Source organism: Methylocapsa palsarum, from assembly GCF_900114285.1.
Classification (GTDB): Bacteria; Pseudomonadota; Alphaproteobacteria; order Rhizobiales; family Beijerinckiaceae; genus Methylocapsa; species Methylocapsa palsarum.
In genome coordinates this window covers 1-19278 of sequence record NZ_FOSN01000022.1, presented here as the reverse complement: position 1 = coordinate 19278, position 19278 = coordinate 1, and the positions used below count along the sequence as shown (strand labels likewise).

20 protein-coding genes are annotated in these 19278 nt (G+C 59.8%); 11 read left to right on the top strand and 9 right to left on the bottom strand.

The genetic code is table 11. The features are described from left to right. Nucleotides 1-19 precede the first annotated feature (19 nt). Genes BM177_RS17090 through BM177_RS17080 form a run of 3 tightly spaced genes read right to left on the bottom strand, consistent with a single transcriptional unit; the run spans nt 20 to nt 2851 of the window. Nucleotides 20-1249, bottom strand: a complete 1230-nt coding sequence (locus tag BM177_RS17090; protein WP_091686053.1) for a DotG/IcmE/VirB10 family type IV secretion system protein — start codon at nt 1247-1249, stop codon at nt 20-22. Between the two features lie 4 nt (nt 1250-1253). Further along, entirely contained in the window at nt 1254-2207 is a 954-nt protein-coding gene (locus BM177_RS17085; protein WP_091686050.1) for a DotH/IcmK family type IV secretion protein, read from the bottom strand. Nucleotides 2208-2221: 14 nt separating this feature from the next. Further along, nucleotides 2222-2851 carry a DotI/IcmL/TraM family protein gene (locus BM177_RS17080; RefSeq protein ID WP_091686048.1) on the bottom strand — a complete coding sequence of 210 codons (630 nt, stop codon included), beginning with the start codon at nt 2849-2851 and terminating at the stop codon, nt 2222-2224. Nucleotides 2852-2981: 130 nt separating this feature from the next. Between BM177_RS17080 and BM177_RS17075 the strand changes: the two genes are divergently transcribed. Next, entirely contained in the window at nt 2982-3599 is a 618-nt protein-coding gene (locus tag BM177_RS17075) for a hypothetical protein (protein WP_091686046.1), read from the top strand. Between the two features lie 111 nt (nt 3600-3710). Here BM177_RS17075 and BM177_RS19660 read toward each other — a convergent pair whose 3' ends face one another. Next, nucleotides 3711-4403, bottom strand: a complete 693-nt coding sequence (locus BM177_RS19660; RefSeq protein ID WP_139223699.1) for a hypothetical protein — start codon at nt 4401-4403, stop codon at nt 3711-3713. Between the two features lie 500 nt (nt 4404-4903). Continuing rightward, nucleotides 4904-5470: a helix-turn-helix domain-containing protein gene (locus BM177_RS17065; RefSeq protein ID WP_139223698.1), complete on the bottom strand. Its 567-nt coding sequence runs from the start codon at nt 5468-5470 to the stop codon at nt 4904-4906. A 187-nt stretch (nt 5471-5657) separates the two neighbouring features. Here BM177_RS17065 and BM177_RS20385 point away from each other — a divergent pair, with 187 nt between their 5' ends. The 10 genes from BM177_RS20385 (at nt 5658) to BM177_RS17015 (ending at nt 14274) form a co-directional block, all read left to right on the top strand. Continuing rightward, on the top strand, nt 5658-6077 hold the full coding sequence (locus BM177_RS20385; protein WP_210185928.1) for a hypothetical protein: 420 nt from the start codon (nt 5658-5660) through the stop codon (nt 6075-6077). A 66-nt stretch (nt 6078-6143) separates the two neighbouring features. Continuing rightward, a complete protein-coding gene (locus BM177_RS17055; RefSeq protein ID WP_091686040.1) occupies nt 6144-6590 on the top strand; it encodes a hypothetical protein in 447 nt (148 codons plus the stop codon). Further along, nucleotides 6587-7129 (top strand): hypothetical protein, encoded by a 543-nt coding sequence (locus tag BM177_RS17050; RefSeq protein ID WP_091686037.1) that lies wholly within the window; start codon nt 6587-6589, stop codon nt 7127-7129. The genes BM177_RS17055 and BM177_RS17050 overlap by 4 nt, the downstream gene beginning before the upstream one ends. A gap of 11 nt (nt 7130-7140) precedes the next feature. Then, on the top strand, nt 7141-8340 hold the full coding sequence (locus tag BM177_RS17045; protein ID WP_091686034.1) for a hypothetical protein: 1200 nt from the start codon (nt 7141-7143) through the stop codon (nt 8338-8340). A gap of 24 nt (nt 8341-8364) precedes the next feature. Continuing rightward, complete coding sequence (locus BM177_RS17040; protein WP_091686031.1) at nt 8365-9828, top strand: hypothetical protein; 1464 nt, start codon at nt 8365-8367, stop codon at nt 9826-9828. A 69-nt stretch (nt 9829-9897) separates the two neighbouring features. Continuing rightward, nucleotides 9898-12255 (top strand): DotA/TraY family protein, encoded by a 2358-nt coding sequence (locus BM177_RS17035; RefSeq protein ID WP_091686029.1) that lies wholly within the window; start codon nt 9898-9900, stop codon nt 12253-12255. Nucleotide 12256: 1 nt separating this feature from the next. Beyond that, nucleotides 12257-12808 (top strand): hypothetical protein, encoded by a 552-nt coding sequence (locus tag BM177_RS17030; protein WP_091686026.1) that lies wholly within the window; start codon nt 12257-12259, stop codon nt 12806-12808. 65 nt (nt 12809-12873) lie between these two features. Beyond that, complete coding sequence (locus BM177_RS17025) at nt 12874-13185, top strand: hypothetical protein (RefSeq protein WP_091686024.1); 312 nt, start codon at nt 12874-12876, stop codon at nt 13183-13185. A gap of 238 nt (nt 13186-13423) precedes the next feature. Beyond that, nucleotides 13424-13759 (top strand): antitoxin Xre/MbcA/ParS toxin-binding domain-containing protein, encoded by a 336-nt coding sequence (locus BM177_RS17020; RefSeq protein WP_091686072.1) that lies wholly within the window; start codon nt 13424-13426, stop codon nt 13757-13759. After that, on the top strand, nt 13756-14274 hold the full coding sequence (locus BM177_RS17015) for an RES family NAD+ phosphorylase (RefSeq protein WP_091686022.1): 519 nt from the start codon (nt 13756-13758) through the stop codon (nt 14272-14274). The genes BM177_RS17020 and BM177_RS17015 overlap by 4 nt, the downstream gene beginning before the upstream one ends. A gap of 565 nt (nt 14275-14839) precedes the next feature. On the opposite strand, the gene BM177_RS17005 is transcribed toward BM177_RS17015, so the two are convergent. The 4 genes from BM177_RS17005 to recD2 form a co-directional block, all read right to left on the bottom strand. Next, nucleotides 14840-15994 (bottom strand): hypothetical protein, encoded by a 1155-nt coding sequence (locus BM177_RS17005; protein WP_210185927.1) that lies wholly within the window; start codon nt 15992-15994, stop codon nt 14840-14842. A 98-nt stretch (nt 15995-16092) separates the two neighbouring features. Further along, nucleotides 16093-16920, bottom strand: a complete 828-nt coding sequence (locus BM177_RS17000) for a hypothetical protein (RefSeq protein WP_139223697.1) — start codon at nt 16918-16920, stop codon at nt 16093-16095. Between the two features lie 303 nt (nt 16921-17223). After that, on the bottom strand, nt 17224-17907 hold the full coding sequence (locus BM177_RS16995) for a helix-turn-helix transcriptional regulator (protein WP_091686015.1): 684 nt from the start codon (nt 17905-17907) through the stop codon (nt 17224-17226). Nucleotides 17908-18091: 184 nt separating this feature from the next. Then, the coding region (gene recD2 / locus BM177_RS16990) for an SF1B family DNA helicase RecD2 (RefSeq protein WP_175492675.1) at nt 18092-19278 on the bottom strand (1187 nt) is incomplete at its 5' end.

Genomic DNA, 19278 nt, shown 5'->3' with positions numbered 1-19278 from the left:
CCGCACGGCATTGCGGCGCTCATTTCGTTGGCGCAGCGACGTCCGCCAGAAACATCACGCCAACGCCGACATTCGCCGCGAGATGAACAGTCGGTCCCTTCGGAACCGCTTGCTGGATCGTCTGGCCAATTCGCCCCGCGGCGACGCCGCCCGCGAGCATCGCCTGCTGTTTGAAGTTCAGCGGATTGTAAGTCGTGATCGCGCCTCCAAACGGCGAAATTTGCGTCGCAGAATTCCCCAGCGCCACAGCCTGCCCGAGCCCCTCCACGAAGGCCGCCGCAAAAGGCAAGGCGAAGCGTTCGAGATAATGTTCGTCCACGCTGGAGGCCACGGCGGTCTCCATCGTATCGGGAGAGACGACGATCCCGTTCACGTCGACCGCCTTCCCCTTGTAGGTCATGGCGCGAACCCGCACGACCAGCCGTTCTCCCTCGTTCTTGGCGAAGGATCCGAGCATGCGCGAACCGGCGAGCGGCCCTGTGTCGGCTTCGAGAACGATCGGTCCACCCGTATCTGAATCGACAGCCAGGACAGTGTGCGCGTAAACGCCCCTCCCCGCGGGCACCAGCACCTCCGCAGGGACCCGCGCAACGGCGTTTGCTGCACCCGCCGCCGTCCCGAGAGAGGGCGCGCGGCTTTCCCCGTTGAGAACGGCTGGCTGCAAAATGACATCGGTGCGCGGCGGGGCGGCCGACAAGCCGTTGAACATATCCGCCATCATTTTCTTCGTCGCCTGATCGCTCTCCGAAATGTCCGTCGCATTCACCCTTTCGATCCGCGCCGGCGGCGGCGCCATGACGTTTCTGTCCGGCGGCACATAGGCGGGCGGCGGCGGGATCACGGCGTGAACCTCAGGCGTCGCAACGGGCTCTTCGGCGGGGATCGCCTCGACGCCGGTCTCTTTCGCGACGGGCGGGTTCAGCAAGCGGCTCCCGGGCATGGGCGGCGTATAGCCCGCCTTGACCTTTTCCGCCTTCGCCGCCTCTTCCTGCGAATGTTTCAGCAGAAGCGCCTCCTGCGCCGGCGTGCTTTTTGTCCCTCCGGGCAAGGCGTTGGTGATAGGCATTTTCGCCACTTTCGATTCGGGCGCCCCCGCGCCTCGCATCAAGGCGACGCCGGCGACCGCCGCAATCATCAGGCCGCCGACCGCTACGATCGCGATGAGACGCCCCGGACCGCCGCGGCCAATTCCATTGAACAACCCGTTCCTCCACAAGGACAGCATTGGCCTCATCGAAAACAACGACATCTTTCTACTCCGCGAGAGAGGCTGAAACGGTGCGCCCTTCGGCGGACAAGAGCACGACGGGGGTTTGGGGAATCGAATAGACGGTGAGGCCGCCCTCGGCGCTCTCCGAGGCCGTCCACTCCGGCGAGACCAATGTGTAGCGCGTCCGCAAAATAATCCGGTCGCCGACGCGCCAGGCCCTCAGGTCGTCGGGAGAAACGCCGCTGACCGACAAGGGCGTCGCCTCCGCCGGAGCCACGCCGTCCAGCAAAGCCGTCAGAAAGGGCGAGGCCGTGTCCGGCGCGGCGGCTTGCGCGATCGGCGTCTTGGCTTTCGGCCCCTTGCTCGACACTTGAACCGAGAGGTCGGCGTCATACCGGCTGCCGCCGCCAATCAGCACGAACGAAAACGGCTTGGGGGCGCCCTGCAAATTGACCAAAAGGCCCCCGCGCGGGCTGAGTGAGGCGGGAGTGATTTGCAAGACATTGCTGCCCTGGACTGGCGTGCAGACGTAAAACCCAACGGTCGCGATCGCCGCGCCGTTGCCGCTCGAATTTGAGTTGCAGTTCACGCCCCCGGTCGCGCCCGCGGGATTGGAATTCGTGTCCCACGCGATCGGCCATGGCTCCCCTGTCGTGTCGAAGAAGCTCACAGCGGTCGGATAGCCCTTGACCACCTGGATGATCGGGGTCGGCTGGCCGGGCGTGAACGACACGACGACGCGCCGGCTGTCCGGCGCGGCGTATTGCGTCATCACTTCTTCCTGCGCCCGCTTGTTTTCGCCGAGACGATTGCCGAGCGCTTTGATCATGCCCGGCGTGATCGGCGGGATCATGCTGTCCGCCCCTCGCTCGGCCTGCCCTCCGGGAATGGCCTGCACGCCTCCCGCCGGAGGCAGGCTGGCCGCTTGCTGCGCCTTCGCGTGTCCTGGATGGGCCGCTAACGCAAGCGCGCCGAAGATCAAAGCTTTCCGATTCATTTCACTGTTTCTCTTTATTGAGCGACCGCGACCAATTGATCGATGACCAACCCGTCGCGATGATCCTCCGCGTTCGTTCGCATCACGACGGCGGTCAGCATCATCCGCTGCGTATTCGCTTCATTGGTGTTCTGGCAGGTCTGAACGATCGGCGCCTGCACGCGATACGCCAGGGCGCCGTTGAGCATCTTGGAATCAACGATCACCGCCGAGCGCTGCGCTTGCGCGAAGCAGAGCAGCATGGCGCTTTTCATCTTCTCGTAATTGCCTGATTTGATGTAGCTATTGGCGAAGGTGCTCCAGCCGTTCGCGGTAAAGCGCCGGCCGGCGGTATTCAGCTCTTCGGGATAGTCGTGATAGTTCACATTGTAAGGAGCGAGCATCGCCTTGACGGACCAATCGAGCAGTTCGGAATCATTGACGATTGGGTTATCGACGGCTGTGATCGCTTTCGGCAGCGTTTTGCCGTCGACAATGAAATATTTAGGCGTTGGCGGGTTGGTCCACACATAAATGTCGTGAAGGGCGAAAGCCGCGACCAACACGGACAGAGCCATGGAGAGGCCAATGCTCTTGGTGACGAGCGAGGCCTGAAAGTCAGGATCCGATAATTTTCGCGTGATAGCCGCGCGCTGGTTTTGCATGCGATGACTTTCGCATCGCCCGGCGCGAACACGATGGGGCTTTCTGAGAAAAAGCTCTGAGGCAACATTTGCCTTCGCGCGATGCTCTCATAAAGATTGATGAACCATCGTCCAAACTGAGAAATTCATCATGTCGAAAAAGCTGCTTATGCCACTCGCAATTCGTCGCCAACGTCGAAGCATCGATAATGACTTTGCCGACTATCCTCGCGGCGATAGCGTCGGAGGGATTGTTCCAAATAACTCAGATTTGGTCGATTTCGACAGTTTCGTATTATTATGGATGCAATTCTTTGGCTGGATTAAATGGTGTCGCTCCGGCAGCGCGTACTACGGAACCGAATTGTTGACGAATGACGATCTTGCTGGCGATGAAGCACGTCTTGTGAAAATTGAAAGGGAAGCGGCGAGCCGCGGCGTCCTCGAGGAAACACGGAACGCTTGCGCTGCCGCGATCCGAAAGGAATGCGAACGGTCCCGGAACTATGAAGCGAATAGAAAACCTCGCGTCAAACACGTCGCCCCGCCGCGAATCCTGCGCATTCGAGAAATAGCCGATCTTTCTCTCGACGCCACGCTCACCAACGCGGAGGTGATTCAACTCAGGGCAAGTTTTCTTTTATGGATTCAAGGACCGCGTTCTGAATCTCTAGCGGCCGATCTCCCCGGAGATCGCGCCCGGCTCAAAGCGATCGAGGCCGTCGGGCGATCCCGGCGCATATCCTGCTTTATCGAGGTATGGCAGTAAATACGCTCGTGAATTGCTTGGATGGAGTTCTGCGTTGGCTAAATCGAATGCGATGAAAAAAGGCGACGGCGTCCAGCGTTCCTCAATTATTGTAGAGCGGGCGCCGGAATGTTACAACCATCCCCAAGGATTGTTGCTTCTCTTGTTTCTGTATTTTTTCGTTCGCGCTTCGCGGCATTCCGTCCGTGAGCCGCCACGCGTTTTATACCACCAGAACTGCCTTTCGACTGTCCCGCAAAAACCGACCGCCGCGCCCAGCGCGCTTTTGTTTACGCGGGCCTTTTCCATAATCTCTTCTGGGATATATTCACTCGACAACGCATTCCTGTCGCGAATTATCTCAAGCCGACTGATGCGATTGTCGATCGCGCATTTGTTCAACGGCCGGCCAAATTCCTCGCTCATGATCTCCGCGATGGTGCTCGATTGGAGGCCGCCGAAAGCAAGTTCCGACAAACGCTGGTCAGCTAATGACAATTTCAACCTGTTTTCATACGTAAGTCCGGACCGCGGGTTAGCCCAGGAAAAGCTGCCGTCGCGCGTCGCCCGCTTCTTAACCCCTCGGCACGAGGGCGTCTTTTCCCGCGGCGCGGGCGGATTGAATGGATCATGATCAATGGAAGTCGGGTCGATGACGGCCGGCTGAGATGGGTTGAGACAAAAGACCTGCACATCGTTAGCAGCCGCGGCCGCCGAGGACAAAAGCGCAGGTGGGGTTGTCGCATTCGTTTTAGGAATGAGAAGCGTCACGCAATCCGGCAACAAAACCCAAGGCGCCACGATCGCCCGGCACTCGTCGGTCAACAGATATCGAAGGCTCGCGCGGGAGCGCGGCGGCAATCCGATCCGCCGCCGCTTTGCATAAATTCCCCCGCGAGATCGGCCGAGCGCCTCGGCGATGCTGCGCACCTGCACGCCGTCGATCCAGAGTGCTACAAGCCGCCGGACGTCTTCCGGCGCCCACGGATTTTTGCCGCCCGCGCGGCGCATCGGCCGATCGTGCGGAATTTCAAGGCCGAGAGCGGCGACACGCTCAAGCAGGTCCGCTCGCGCCACGCCAAGATATAATGCGAGGGCCTCGATGCCGAGGCCGCCTCCAATCATCCCGGTGAGAATGACATCGAACGGCGCGAGAACCGTCGCAACAGTTTTATGGAATGCGTCTGGCCATGACGGCGTGCGGAAGGGATCGCTCCCCTCGTGTGGTTCGACAAGCATGAGTCCGCCCCTTTGATGAGGGGCAGACTATCGCATGATTAAAAACAGTCAATGTAAAACGCATGCGGCATGAAAAAATCATGCAATCATTTCGGTTTCTTCTTCGCCGGCGGTTGCGTCTCTTTTTTATGCTCTTCCACGATGATTTGCAGATCGTCGATGATTTTCGCTAAAGCATCCCGGCGCCCATCCAGCGCATTGCAAGCTCTTTGCAATTCGCTTGCGAGCTTCACGAACACAGGGATTGAGCTCTCTGTCACCTGAACCGCTTTTGCGCCATGGGCTGTGGGAGCCGACGCCGCGCCCTGCGATCCGGAAGATTGATCGTCGAAAAATGCGGTAATCGGCACACCGAGGACTTTTGACATTTTGAACAGGGAGGCGGCGCCAATGTTTGGGCCCCCTCCTTCAACCAGGTAGATCGTTGTTGGATTCATCCCAACGACCTGCGCAAACTGCCTCTGAGAGAGTTTTGCGGCGACGCGGTATTTCCTGATCCTCTCGCCCAAAGCCGTTAAAAATTGCTGAGACGATAAATCCTCTTCATCGTTTTCATGCCTCTTCATCATACCCCAGCCCCAAGAACTCCCCAGCAACGACGCCGCCCCCGCTTGAAGGCCGGACGCGTCAGGCGCCAGAGAAAAATCATACACTATACTGTTTTTTATATACAAAAAAGAATCCCAGCAGTTTTGCGTTGAACGCTTGAGCCGTTTTGGATTTTTATCAAAATTTCACATCGCATTCGCGCCGTCATCAGGCCCTCATCGCCAAATGGAGGCTCGAATGCGGAAACCGGCGCTCATTTTAATTACCTTCCTTGCTTTGCGGGGCCCAGCGATGGCTGATTTCACATTGATCGCAGTGCCAAATCCCGAACCTGGCGCCAACGTTCTGGCGGAGCCCGCAGGCCCCAATTCGCCGGCGAGCCCGGCGGCAGAGATTGCTGTTCATTCCAAATTGCGACGCCATGTCCATAAAGCGCTGGAAAGACGCAAAACGCCGCATCGCCAGATTGCGGCGGCTATAGACGCGCAAGGCTTCGGGTTTCAGGTTCCTTTGGACTTCGCCGCGCGCCAGATCGCGCCCTCTCAGGTCACGATCCATTATGCGCCCGGCGTCGATTCATCGGCTCTGGTGGACTGGAAAGGCGGCCGGCTCTGGATTCTTGTTCTCGGCGACGCCGTTCGTCCCCTTGGATTGGCTGCCCGAATTCTTCCTCGCAGCGTGACCATCGTTCAATCAGCGAAATCCGAATGAACCCTGTTCGCATTCGCGCCGTGCTGTCCGATCCTCCTCCTTAGAACAATCCACGGAGGCCAGATCATGGACCTGAACATCACCAAAGGGGGGCGGTCAGGCCCGCCGCCCCGTAACTCGCCCGCGGCTGCGGTCGACCTCAAACTGGAAGCGGCGATTGCTTCTCTTGGCGCAGCGATCGCCGATTCGAGCGAGAACGGGTTGCGGCGCGTCGCGGCGTTTTGCAACCAAGACCAGGGACAAGCGGCGCTGGCGGGCATCATCAGTCAATTGAGCGACCCTCATGCCGTCTCGCTCGCCACGAAATTGTTTGAGTCTCAAGGCTGCAATCGCAACCCCACACTGGTGCTTTTGCGTTCGGACCAACCAGCGCCCCAAACAGCGGCGGGGGCGCACATCTACAATCTCGGACGCCGCGTCCTTCTCAAGCGGATGTTTTCCGAAGAGCGCCTCGAAGCCCTCAGGCGCGCCTGCGCTTCGTTGCCGCCGGCAAGAACAGGAAGCGGCGCATGAGTTGGCTACGCCGCGCTCTCGCCGCTGGTTCAGTGGCGGCCTTTATCCCTTGCGCCGCCATGGCGCAGACCACCGGAAGCGCGGGATGCGCTGCTCTCATCCAATCCGCGGCCAATGGCGCCGCCGCGCGCGTCAATGCGGACGACAAGGACATTGCCCAACCGCAATCCGTCAAGACGTTCACCTGCCTTGACAAGTTTTTCCAGGGCGTCGGCCTCAACGTCGTCGTCAATCTCCTGAACCCGGCCACGCTCTTGCAGAATATTGAAGGTCAGCTCTGCAAAGCGCTGACTTCCGAATGGCAAAAGACGATCGGAACGACGCAATGCGGCATCACGCTGACAGGGTTCAATCTTGGGTTTCTCAACGGACACACGCTTGGTGGCGGCCTGTCCTGCCCGAAACTCAGCTTCGGCGGCGGCGGGCCGCCCGTCGGATACATCGGCGTCGGCGCGAACAATAGCGGCAAACTCTACATCACCGGCGATGGCGTGAAGCCCACCGGCTACCCGACTTCCAACCTGACCGGCCTCTTCTGAGAATTTCACTCATGAACAAATCATCGCTTCTGACATCGGCCGCCGCCGGCGTGCTCGTTGGCGCTTTCGTCTTCGGCGCGTCGCCGGCGCGGTCCCAGATGGCCGTCATCGATTGGGCCAGCATCGCCATCCAAAACGCGCTGCAATCGATCCAAAACCAGATGAGCAATACGCTCAACACGATCACCAGGCAGCTTGGGCTCACTGGTCCTCTTGGCAGCATCTTGGGCGACGCCACGAATGGTTCCGTCACCGCCCTTTTGCAGCAGGGGTTCACCCAAAACGCCAATTATTCAAGAGCGCAAGTCTCCGCCGGCCAGCAGATCGTCGACGGCGCGCTGACCTCTAACGCGCGGTTCAGCCGCGATATGCGAAACGCCCAGATCCGCGATGAACATACAGCCAACCCGCTTCACTGCGCTAGTCTCGACAATGGCCAGACCATAGTGGCCGGCGCCGGCGAAGCGTTTAAGGTGGCCGCCGCTATTCAGAACGTCACCGACCCGCGCGGAGAAGGCGGACCACATCAACCCGCTCATGAAGGCTATGCGCAAGCGATCGGGGCGATCAACCAGCTGCATCTGAGCCGCTATTGCGATCAAAACGAAGCCGACGCCGGTCTTTGCTCCTTATCTCAAACGCCAAACGCCGATCTGCGCGCAATCAGCCTTTTTGGCCCGGGCACGTTGCCTGGTCAGGCTGGCGTCAACGCCGCGAATGATTACGCGACGAACCTCGTGCAGGGGATCGTTCCTGCGGCCCTGCGCGGAGAGCAGCTGACCTCGTCGATCGGGATGGAGGCGGCGGCGCGGCGGCGGGAATACAACGCCCGCATGTCGCTTGCGCGCGGCGTTCTCAGCTACGCCATTTCAACCCAGGCCCCGAGCGTCACCCTTTCGGACGCGCAAAAGACGCAAATGCAAAACGAAGGCATGACGCCGGTCGACACCGGCTCATGGTATCAGGCTCTGATGCTCGATGCGGAGCGGCGCTACAGCGACGTCAACTGGGCGGCGCAACTGCAAACCATGCCGCCCGCCGCCGTCGAACGGGAGCTGGCGCATGAACTCGCCGCCACGAATTACCTTCTCGCCCATCTCTTCAAAATCGATCTCTTCAACGCAACGACCAACGCCGCTCTACTTGCGGCGACCGAAGAACATCATTTCCAGCCTCCCGGGCGGATGCCCACCCCGTCCATGTCCAACTGACCTTTCTCCCAGGAATTCAAGACAATGGCTGATGACGCCGCAAAAACAACTGACCATCCGCCCGACGCCCTGCCAAGGCGCCAGGTCGGCGACGACCCCGATCATTGGATCAATAAAGAGGCGCAGGCGGACCGGGATCTTTCCGACATGCGGGGGCTGACCGGCGCCGTCGAGCAAGGCTTCGCTGGGGGCAAATCGGCCCCCGAGGTCAAAGCGTCGCTTGGCGATAGGCTGCGGTTCGTTGAGACGGACCAAACGGCATTCGTCGTCAACGTTCGCGCCACCCTCGGCATTCCCTCTCGCGCGACGCCGCAAGGTGAGCAGGAGTTCCAGGTCTGGAAGGCGCAACGTGAGGCGCGGACGCAGACGCCTGACGCTGCCGGCGCGGCGGACAGGCCGGAACGGAAGAGCCCGGAGGCGGCAGAAAGCGAACGCTCAACGTTCGCCCCACCCCCCGCCTGGGACAACGCGTTGTCCCGCAGCGCAATGCTTAGCGCCGCAGAGCGACAAATGTCCGCGTTCAACGACGATTCGACAGGCGCGGCGGGCGCCGACGCGATAGCCTCGAGTCGCGTCAATGCTCACGTCCAGGAACCAAACCACCCCAATGACATGATCAACGGTTCGGCCAAAGCGACGATTGCGGAACGCCAGTCTCCCATAACGAGCTCAGCGGCTTCCGAAGCCACAGCCGCCAAGCCAGTCGACGAAGAAAGTGGTGACCAGAAAACCGCACTAAAGGACGCCGCGCAGGATCAGACCTCGCATCTGCGCGCTGTTCCTTACGCCGAGAAAGAGCGACAGGCGGTCCAGCAACCCATCGCTTACGGTCCAAACAGCGCCCTTGGCGCGCTCCTCGCCGGCTTACGCAAAACGACCCCGGCGGCGGCTCAATCGACCGCGAAGCGCGGCGATCTCGGCGCCATGGCGGACGCCTTCCAGGCCAACCGCATGGCGCCGCGGCGAGAAGGAGCGGCGGTCGAGGCCGTGATCCAAGCGGGCGAGGCCGCGCGACAAACAATCAAGGTTCTTGAAAAGAGCCGCACAGGCGCGATCCTCGAAAAAATAAGAGATGCGGCGCTGGCGAACGGCGGCATCGAGAAAGTCATGGACGGCATGAGGGCTGGCGGAAATTTCGAATATCTCCGTCAAGAATTCAGGGAGGCGTTAAAGGACGATTCCTTCGCCGCCGCTCATGATACGGCGTCCGGCGCGATCGCCGCCTACGCCCAGCAGCGCGTCAGCCTCGGGGATGCTCTCGGCCGCAGTTCCCCGACAACCGTCAAAAAGGTGCAAGAGATCGATCGGGACATTGCGAAGGCCTCTGTCGCCATCCCGGGTAAGGAAGATGGGACGAATATGCTGAGCAAGCTCTCGGAAGACGCAAAGGACTTCTTCCAGAAGATCGCCGAGACAATCCATTCCAAATTCACTCCGGGCGCCGAGCGCGGTCACGCCAGCCGCCCGTCCCCAAGCCCGAGTCCTTAGCCTTCATCAACGCATCGCGTTCGCGCCGACGCCTGGCATCCTCGATCATACTCTCTTGTCGAGGACGCCATGCTCCGACTTCGCTTTCCCTTTTCAGCCGTTTTCATATTTGTGATCGCCAGCTGCGCCCTCACTGCCACGAATGCTGCGGCCGCCAACTACGACGTCAGCTGGGCCGCCCTCGACCCAGGCGATGATTGGTCCTGGAAAATCATCCAGAGCGTTTTTCCGGCCAATGGAACACCGCCGACGTCCACCGGAACGGCGGCCACGATCATCGGCCAAATCATCGGCCAGCTGACCGGCTTCGTCATGGCGATCGCCATGAGCTACCTCGCCTATACCTCGATCATCCATATTCATCGGGTGGCGGAGACCGCGCAGCTGCTGACGAACGGCATGTCCTCCCTGTTTCTGGTCCGGACCGGCTTCGCCGCGATCATGATGTTCCCCTTGGCGTCCGGCTTTTCGACCGGGCAAGCCGCCGTCTTGCAAGCGGCCAAATGGGGAATAGGAATGGCCAAAGTCGTCTACGCCAATGCGGTCCAGGCCATTGGTCCGGACGCCGTGGTCATTTCGCAACCCATAATTCCAGGCGCCAGCACGATTGTCCTGAATCTCGTCGAAGACGAATTGTGCCGATCCTTGATCAACCAGGCCTCCAACAGCACGCTGGTTCCCACTCCGAACGCGACCACGATTCACAACGCGAACGGCGGCGCGGTCACCTACGCCTATTCGTTGGCGGCCGGCAATGGGACGGGCGCCCCGGCCTGCGGGACCGTGACCATAGCGGAGCCGCTGAACGGCGGCGCGACCCTCGGCGGCGTTTCCATCGATATGAGTTCCAACCAGAAGACGATTCTCGACAGCATCCTCACTTCCATTCGTCCGTCGATCGATTCTATCGCCCAAAACTATTGGACCACCCGGAATGAGACGGCGCTGACCGGCCTTCAGGGGCTCTATGTCACCGCGACCCAGAATTACACGACGCAATTGACGAATCTCGCAAAGACGATCACCCAGCAGATTCGCCAAAGCCTTCAGGCGTCGACCGACGCTCGAAACGGCAACCTCGGCCTTCTCCAGAACGAGACCCAGCAAGCGGCGTTGGGCTGGACCGGCGCGGCGGCCTATTATCTGGAATTCGCCCGCCTGAACGGGCTCACATTATCGGTGCTGAGCGGCATGCCTGTTGTGAATATGCCCAATTTTGACGGCCTGCCGGCCTCGCTGCGATCGGATATCGCGCCGCTGTTCGCCTCATCCGCCGCCTTTCTGGCGACCCTCAAGACCTATGTCGCGACGGCGGATGGCCTAATGACCCCAGGCGGCAATGCGGACACGGTCACCGGCCAATACAACGGCAGCGACGGCGCGAGCACGGTCGAGCAGCTTTTCCGCGCGCTCGATTTCACCCCGACGCTGCTGCATGACATCGTCGATTTGCTGACCCCTACGGGAACTCAATGGACCGATCCTTTCGGCGGCCTCGTCGCGCTCGGGAACAAACTCATCATCGCCTCGATGACCGCGCTTGGTCTTGCGGGCCTCGCCAGCTCGACCACCGGAAGCGCGGCGACCACGGCGTTCAATGTTCTGACCTTGAATTGGGCCGCCGCGGCCGCGAGCGCCGGCCTCAATCTTTTCATGCAATTCTTTTCGACGCCGGTTTTCGTGGCGATCCTGGCTCTTCTCATCCCCGGCCTGACGATCGCCTTCATTCTTCCCATGATCCCGTGGGTCATGTGGATGGCGGGCGTCGCCGGTTACCTGATCCTTGTCTGCGAGGCCGTGGTCGCGGTTCCTTTATGGATGCTGGCCCATATGACCTTCGAGGGGGAAGGCCTGCATGGCCGCGGCGTCGCGGGCTACGAATTGATTTTCAACATTCTTTTCCGGCCCGTGCTGATGATCCTTGGGCTCTTCCTTGGATATTTTGTCTTCACGGCGATGTCCTGGCTCATCCGCATGAGCTTTGGAATCGCCGCCGGTTTCGTGCTGGGGAACGGCTGGCTCGTAACGAATTTCCTCGGCCTCTTCGTTCTTCTGTCGATCTTCGTCCTGACCCATGTCGTCGCCGCCATGATGTCGTTCCGGATGATTTCGCTGATCCCGCACCATCTGCCGAAACTCATCGGGTTCTCCTCCGCCAATCGCGTCGACATGGACCAGTTCGCCAGAGACGCGGCCTTTGTCGGGGGCGCCAAGAGTTTGGGCGCAATTCAGCGCGGCGTTCAGCCTTCCGCTAGTGCCGGACAGAGCGGTCAAGCTCAGATCGGCTACACGCGCGCCCTCACTCATTCCTCCGGCGGCAATTCTTCCACCAGTGGCGCGGGCGGCGGGAGGGGCTCGGTTCATATGGATACGACGCTTCAGGCGACGACGGACATGTCGCACACGGCGCCGCCTCAGGAGAATTGAAATGGACGATAGCGACTCAAGCGGGTTGAGCGGGTTTCTTTGGTATGAACTTGGCCGCTCGTCCGCCGATGAAGACGAGATGCATCAACGGACCCTCGATTCTGTAAGGGGACGTCGCCCGGTTCAGGTCGACCAAAGCACCCTCGACGCTCTTCATGCCTCCTTGCATCGGGCCTGCGTTGAAGCGACCACCAACTATAATTCCTACGCGGATTGGAAAGCCTGTGCGACGCACCTGCGGGACGAACTGAAAGACGCCAAGGCTGTGATCGCAGGGCTCGATAGGCAAATCGGCCAAGCAGATCGCTGGACAGCAGAGTTAGAAGCGCGGCTCCAAATCAAAGAGCATAACCTCCTTTACTACTCCGACATGGTTCAGATCTTGTCCAGGGCGGAAAAAGTGGGCAAACGCGACACGTCCGAATATCGGGAGCTGCAACAGCTCCTGGAGGACATGGACCCGTTCATTTCACGAGGTGAGCGGATCCCTGGCTACACTGGCGAAAAATATCAGCGCTATCTCTTTCTGCTCCGAGCACTGAACCCGCGCTGACGCCAATTCCGCGCGTTTCGTTCGCGCCGCCATGATCCATGGTAGACTTCCTAAAGGAGTCCACAATGCGATCATCGACAATTGCAGCTGTTCTCGCTTGCGCCAGCCTCTTCTCAGGCTGCTCGTCTCCCAATGTCCGTGCGCCAGGCAGCTACGCCGCTGTGCAGCCGCCGCTCATCAAGAATTTCTATTACGACCTCTATGCACCTTATGGCTCGGCGAATGCGACTTGGCGTCCGCCCGTTTATGATCGTCAGGGAACGATCGTAAAACCCGCCGATCCGTCGACGCAATCCACTCGGCCCAATCTGGAGCACGCCCCATGGGCGTATGGAGCATCCGGCGGAAGCCCGTTGTCGCCGCCCGGAACGTTTTGATTCTCGTTTCCTCTGCGCCGCAAAAAGAGGCTTCTCACTTTTCTCGATTGCGTCAACCCGTGTTTGCCCTATATTACACCCTATTAAACCGGCAGAAAGGCTTCCAATGGCCGCTCCCAAGTCTCCCGCGACAACGACCAGGACGGTGACCCCTGTCCGCCGCAAGTCGCCGGCAAAGGCCGCGCCGATCGCCGGCTTTCCGGCCGGGCTGGAGCCGGCGCCCTTGGTCGCGAACCTGATGAACCACCAGGGCTTCGTCACGGTGGAAAAGGTCGCTGCGACTTTCGGCATGTCCAAGGGCCAACTCGCCGAAACCATCGGCTTGAACCGGGAAGCGCTTTACAAGCTGGCGCGTTTGGGGGCGCCCAAGACTCAGTCCCGCCTCAAGGAAATGCTGGAAATCGTCTCGCGGGTTTCCAGTTGGGCGGGCGGCAAGGAACAGGCGATGGCCTGGTATCGCGCCCAGCCGATCGCCGCGTTCGGTGGGCGCACCGCCGAGGCCCTCGTCAAAGACGGGCAAGCCCGCGCGCTGCGCGAGTATCTCGATCACATTGCGCTCGGCGGCTTTGCTTGAGGTTTCAAGCGACCTGCTACAGGGCGCACGATCCGCGTTGGTCCTTCGCGCCGCTTTCCGGCCAAGGCGCCGCGATCCGCGGCGCTCGCTTCAATCCCAAGGGCATGCCGGCGCTTTATCTCGCGCTCACCATCATGACCGCTGTCAAGGAAATCAACCAGGGCTTCGCGCACAAGATCCACCCCTGCGTGTTGTGCTCTTATGATGTCGATTGCGAGGATGTCGTCGATCTACGCAACGAGGAGTGCCTGAAGGTGGGCGGCGTTTCGTTCGCCGACATGGCCTGTGCCTGGTTCTCGGATATTTCGCAAGGCCGAGAGCCGCCCTCATGGCGGATCACGCGGAGTTTAGTTGACGCCGGAAAAGCTGGCGTTCTTGTTCCGAGTTTTGCGCCTGGGGCGACGCCGGCGGATCAAAATCTCGTGCTTTGGAACTGGGGCGAGAGACTTCCTCACAAAGTTTCAGTCTACGATCCAAGCGGCCGGCTGCCCAAGGATCAGCTCTCTTGGAAATAGTCTCGTTTCGGGCTTGGACACACCGAATTGGAGCAGTCTCGGTTAACTCGGCCAAAAGTCGTCTCTCGTTCGCAAATATTCGCCCGGCGTCGCCAGGCGGCGCGTTCGAATCTGAAAATTCTGCAGGGCGCTTTTGAAGGCCTGAAGAAAGAAGACCAAGACAAACGGGAGAAACTCCACCGCTGTTATGACGAAACCGCCCGTCCAGGGAATCGTTGCAAGGCGATAGATCCACCCGGCAAAGAACACCCACCCCAAGCCGAATGCGATATAAGCGAAGATCGCGGCGCCACGGCGCCAGCGGGACAAAGCGTTCTCGAGTTGAGCGCACGACAATCCGTATTGATCGGCGCTCGCCGGCACATCGAAAGAGCGATCCTGATGGAGTCTTAATGACCCGCCGCCAGGAGGTCTCCTTTTCATGTCGTCGATGAGTTCCCCGATCAAATCGGCGCCGCGACGGATTTCCTCCTTCGGAAAGAGACTGAGCGGGCTTGATGCGATCGTCTTCGTTGCGCGCCATAGGCGCGCAGGCCGCGTCATTTTAGCCGGCCCCAAACGCTCGTCATTCTCCGGCATGGGTATTTCCCCCCATCGAAGCGATGACCGCCTTCCAGTCTGTCGCCATCCCGTCGATGCGGCCTTCCGACCCGTCGGCCTTTCGCCAGACCAGAGTCGGCGTGCCCTGAAGCCCGATAGCGGCGGCGGCCGCCATGTTTTCGCGCAAGCGCGCGGCAACCTCAGGCCCTTCCGCATTCTTGAAATCACGATGCGACCAGGCGGCCGCCATTTCGTCAGCCGGCTTAGCCAGAAGCGCCAGAGCCGTCGGCGTGCTCCTTCCTCCCGTTTCGTAATCCAAGACCGACACAGGGATCAGCGCCAGCTGCACGAGGCCTTGCTCGACGAAGGGCTTCAACTCCTGCATCGCGCGGACGGAATAAGTGCACAGAGGATCGACAAACACCCAAAGGCGGGGCGCCCCTTGATTGCCCAAGAGGCCGAACGTCGTTTTTTGCACAAGATCAAGGGTGGACGCGGGCGCGGCCGAGGAGCCTGAGCGCGGGTCGTACCCGACCACGGCCGTTGGCGCAGCGCCTTCGACGCTTGAGACTTGGCCGCGCGTGATATTCTTTCCATTGGCGTCCCACATGACGCCGGCAATGAGCCGCTCGCCATCCGGCGTTGCATAAAGGACCTGGAATTCTGCTCCGTTGCGCAAAAACAATGTGCGCAGGCCGTGTGCTGCGCCGAGGTCGCTCACCTGCGCCCGGGCGACAGTCAGAAGCTTTCCAACAGAAAGCTCGGACTCAAGACCGGCGACCAATGCCTGTCCATCCGGCGTGATAAGGAAAAACATGATTTCGTCGCCTTGGCGCGCAACCACCGAGCGGAGCCCATGCGCGTCTCCAAGTTCGAGAAGTTTTGCTCCCTTGCCGGCAAGAAATTTGATAGCTGGTACTTGCTCGAGATCCACTGGTGGTCCCAGGACCCCATCAAAAGCCGGATCTTGAGCGCCGATTGCGCCACTCATCTGAAGACTGACGCGAGGATCTGATGACAGAGGAGGTAGCGGTTTTACCTCAGGCTTCGTCGATTGATCGTTATCGGCAAGCTTGAGGAAGGCGGAGCCGTCGCGCGAACACGGCGTGGCCTCGTTGGCCTCGACGCGAGCGCACACGCCGACCCCGAGCGAGAACAAAATGACAAGGGTTCTGCTCATTTAAGTGACCTCATATAACCTGGAATGCCAGGCTACAAATGAGGCGCGCGAACGCGAACCCGCTTATCAAAAATGGGCGAAAGCGTATTTCTCCTGCCTCATTCAGCGATATGGAGCAGATCAACCAGCTGGTGAAAATATTGGTTTCGATCGCCGAGTGAGGCTCTCAAAACCGAATCGAAGTCCTTAAAAAGGGAAAGGAGCAAGCCTGATTGAACATCGAAATCCTTCCCGGTCTGAAGCCATTCGTCGACGACACCCTTTTTCGCTATCAGCTCAAACAAATTGCTCGCCGCGAGGTCGGATAATCGATTTGTAGTATGCTCCCATTCCAGCCACAGCGCACTTCCGGACCAAAATCCGCCGGTATTACCTGCTGTCTCATTGCTGATCGCCTTCAGTCGATCTGAAAGTTTCCAAAAATCGGCGCACGCGTCCCGGAGGCGTTCATGATTGGGGCCTGCGTCCGTCAAACTTGAAACCCGCGCAGGCGCGACCGCGAAGCGCATTATGTCGCAGACTGTCAGCAGTTTATCAAAATCTGCGAATAGCGATTGGACGGCGACAGTCGCCGTAATTGGCGAAGACTCCATTTTCAGACATTCGGAGATGAGAGCGGCCTTTTGTAAAAAGTCCTGCAGGGTTTGCGCGGGGGTTTTGGAAACAACATTCACAATTCTCCGGTATTCGTCGATGACGGCTCTAGATTTTGCCGTCTGCATTTCGTCACATCCAAGAGGGTCATGTGTGTCCGGCAATCGGCAGTCAGGCGGCAACGCGAGCCAAAGCGTCCAAAAGTCATTATATATTGGCGTGAGGGCGGTGAGCAGGATCGGCGGCTCTCGGAGGAGCGAGGTTCTCCTTCCCCGGTCAGGCGCATCTTCGTTTAGAGCTTCGGCGCCCACTGGCTGTATTTTATCAGACATGGTCCTCTCTTTCGCAGTTCAGCGGAGGTGTGTTCCGACCCGAACGACTTGCGTTGAGAGCACGTCGAAGGAAGACGGCAAGTTGAATGAGGCCGGGGGCATGATCGCCTTTCTGCGGCGATCAATTCACACGGAGCAAGTGGCTGCCTGCCCGCCGACGCGGAACGTGATAATTGGGGTTCAAAACGAAGGTTACCCCCATAAAAGGGGGTTTCGACGGCGCCGAGGGGTCTGATGGGCCGTGCTTTCCGCTGGGACGAATAGCAGCGCTATTTGCGGAAAATTGAAGGGTTGATCTGTTTACTAAATCAATCCTGCTTTGAGCGCCTTTGAGACGGCGTGCGTGCGATTCAGCGCCTTCAATTTGTTCCGCGCGGAATCAAGATGTTCTCTCGCAGTCTGCGGCGAAATACCCATCGCAAACGCTATCTCCTCTCCGCTTTTCCCTGTGCTGGCGAGACTCAAAGCCTCAGCCTCTCTCTTGGTGATCTCGGAGAAGTCAATTTCGTCCTCGTTATTCAACAAGCCTGCGATGCGCCGATGCATGTGATGGGCGATATGTCGCAGATCTTTGGCGAGTTGGTCCTGACGTCCAGCCCATTCAATATCTGTTTCGTTCGATGTTGCGATGAGAAACGCCCAGACTCCGTTCGCCGAATGAACAGGAATGGACAGGAACTGGCGGCTCCCGCCAGCTCCAACAAGTATAAATGGCAAGGGGATGCTTCTTCTTTGCGTTTGCGACCACGCGACGCGGGTCATCCGCCGCAACGACGCTAACCAGCTGTTCTTTTCCTTATCGTGCGGGCCGGGCCATGGGCGTTGCGTCCCCTTTAACGCGCGGCGCTCGGGTTGAGACGGACTGAAGAAAATCAACCCTTGCAGGAGATACGCGGCGCGGATCTTTTCGAGAAACGTCTCAAGCGATTGACGGCTCAAATCGAACTCATGTTCGAGCAATGATCGCAGCGCAACGGGGGGATCCATGTTTCAGCTCGGTTGCATAAAAAGGGACCGCGACGGCACCATACCGAAATTCGGTCCAAAAGGCTCTCAGGTCTGCCGCAATTGGTAGCATAATCGCTCTTGTTTGAACGATCAGGCTCGGGTTGCGGAAATTGTCACGGCATAAAGTTGACTGTCCGGGGCCGTCACGGGAGGCTGGAATGCGTCAATCCGGCCCTCGCCGAGGCTTCATCCATTCCTGCAGCTTAGTCCAGCGCCGCCGCCCTGCCCCGGCCTTGACGGCGATCGCCATGGCGCGGCGCTGCCCGACGATGACGACGAGACGCTTGCCCCTCGTAACCGCAGTGTAGACGAGGTTTCGCGCGAGCATCGTATAGTGCTGCGTCGCAAGCGTGATGACGACGGCCGGATATTCGGACCCTTGCGACTTATGGATCGTCATCGCATAGGCCGGAAGGAGCGTATCGAGTTCGCCAAAGGGATATTCAACCTCGCGCCCGTCGAAGCCCGCGATCAGAAGACCCTCTGTCTCGTCGATGCGCAGCACGGTCCCCAGATCGCCATTGAAGACGTCGCGATCGTAATCGTTCTCGTTTTGCATGACTTTGTCGCCGGGCGCGAAGATCGCGCCAAACTTCTCGATGCGCACGGAGGGGTTGGGATTGAGCGCCTTCTGAAGGTCTGCGTTGAGCGATCGCGCGCCCAGAGCGCCGCGTTGCATGGGGCACAAAACCTGGATGTCGCGGATGGGGTCAAGCCCGTAACGCTGCGGAATGCGGCTGCGGACCAGCTCGACGACCTTGGCGGCTCCGTCTTCGGGATCCCTGGCGTCGACGAACCAGAAATCCGAGTCTTCGCCGCGCTTGGGCCATTCGGGCATTTCGCTGCGATTGATCCGGTGAGCGTTGACGACGATGCGGCTTTCCGCCGCCTGGCGAAACACTTCGGTCAACCGGGCGACCGGGATTGCGGCGGAGTCGATGATATCGGCGAGCGTCTGTCCCGGCCCCACCGAGGGCAGCTGATCGACGTCGCCGACGAGCAGCAAAGCCGCCTTGGAGGGAACCGCCTTCAACACGGCGAACAGCAGCGAAACATCGACCATGCTCGTCTCGTCGATGACGAGCAGGCCGCAATCGAGCGGATTGTCCGCGTTGCGCTTGAAGCCGCCGTGCATGGGATCGATCTCGAGCAGGCGATGGAGGGTCTTCGCCTCGATGCCGGTCTGTTCGGTCATGCGTTTGGCGGCGCGGCCTGTCGGCGCGCCGAGCAGGATTTTGACGCCTTTGGCGGAAACGATGCGCAGGATGGCGTCGAGCAGCGTCGTCTTGCCGACCCCGGGACCGCCGGTGATCACCGCGGCCTTTGCCCCAAGCATCATGTCGACGGCGG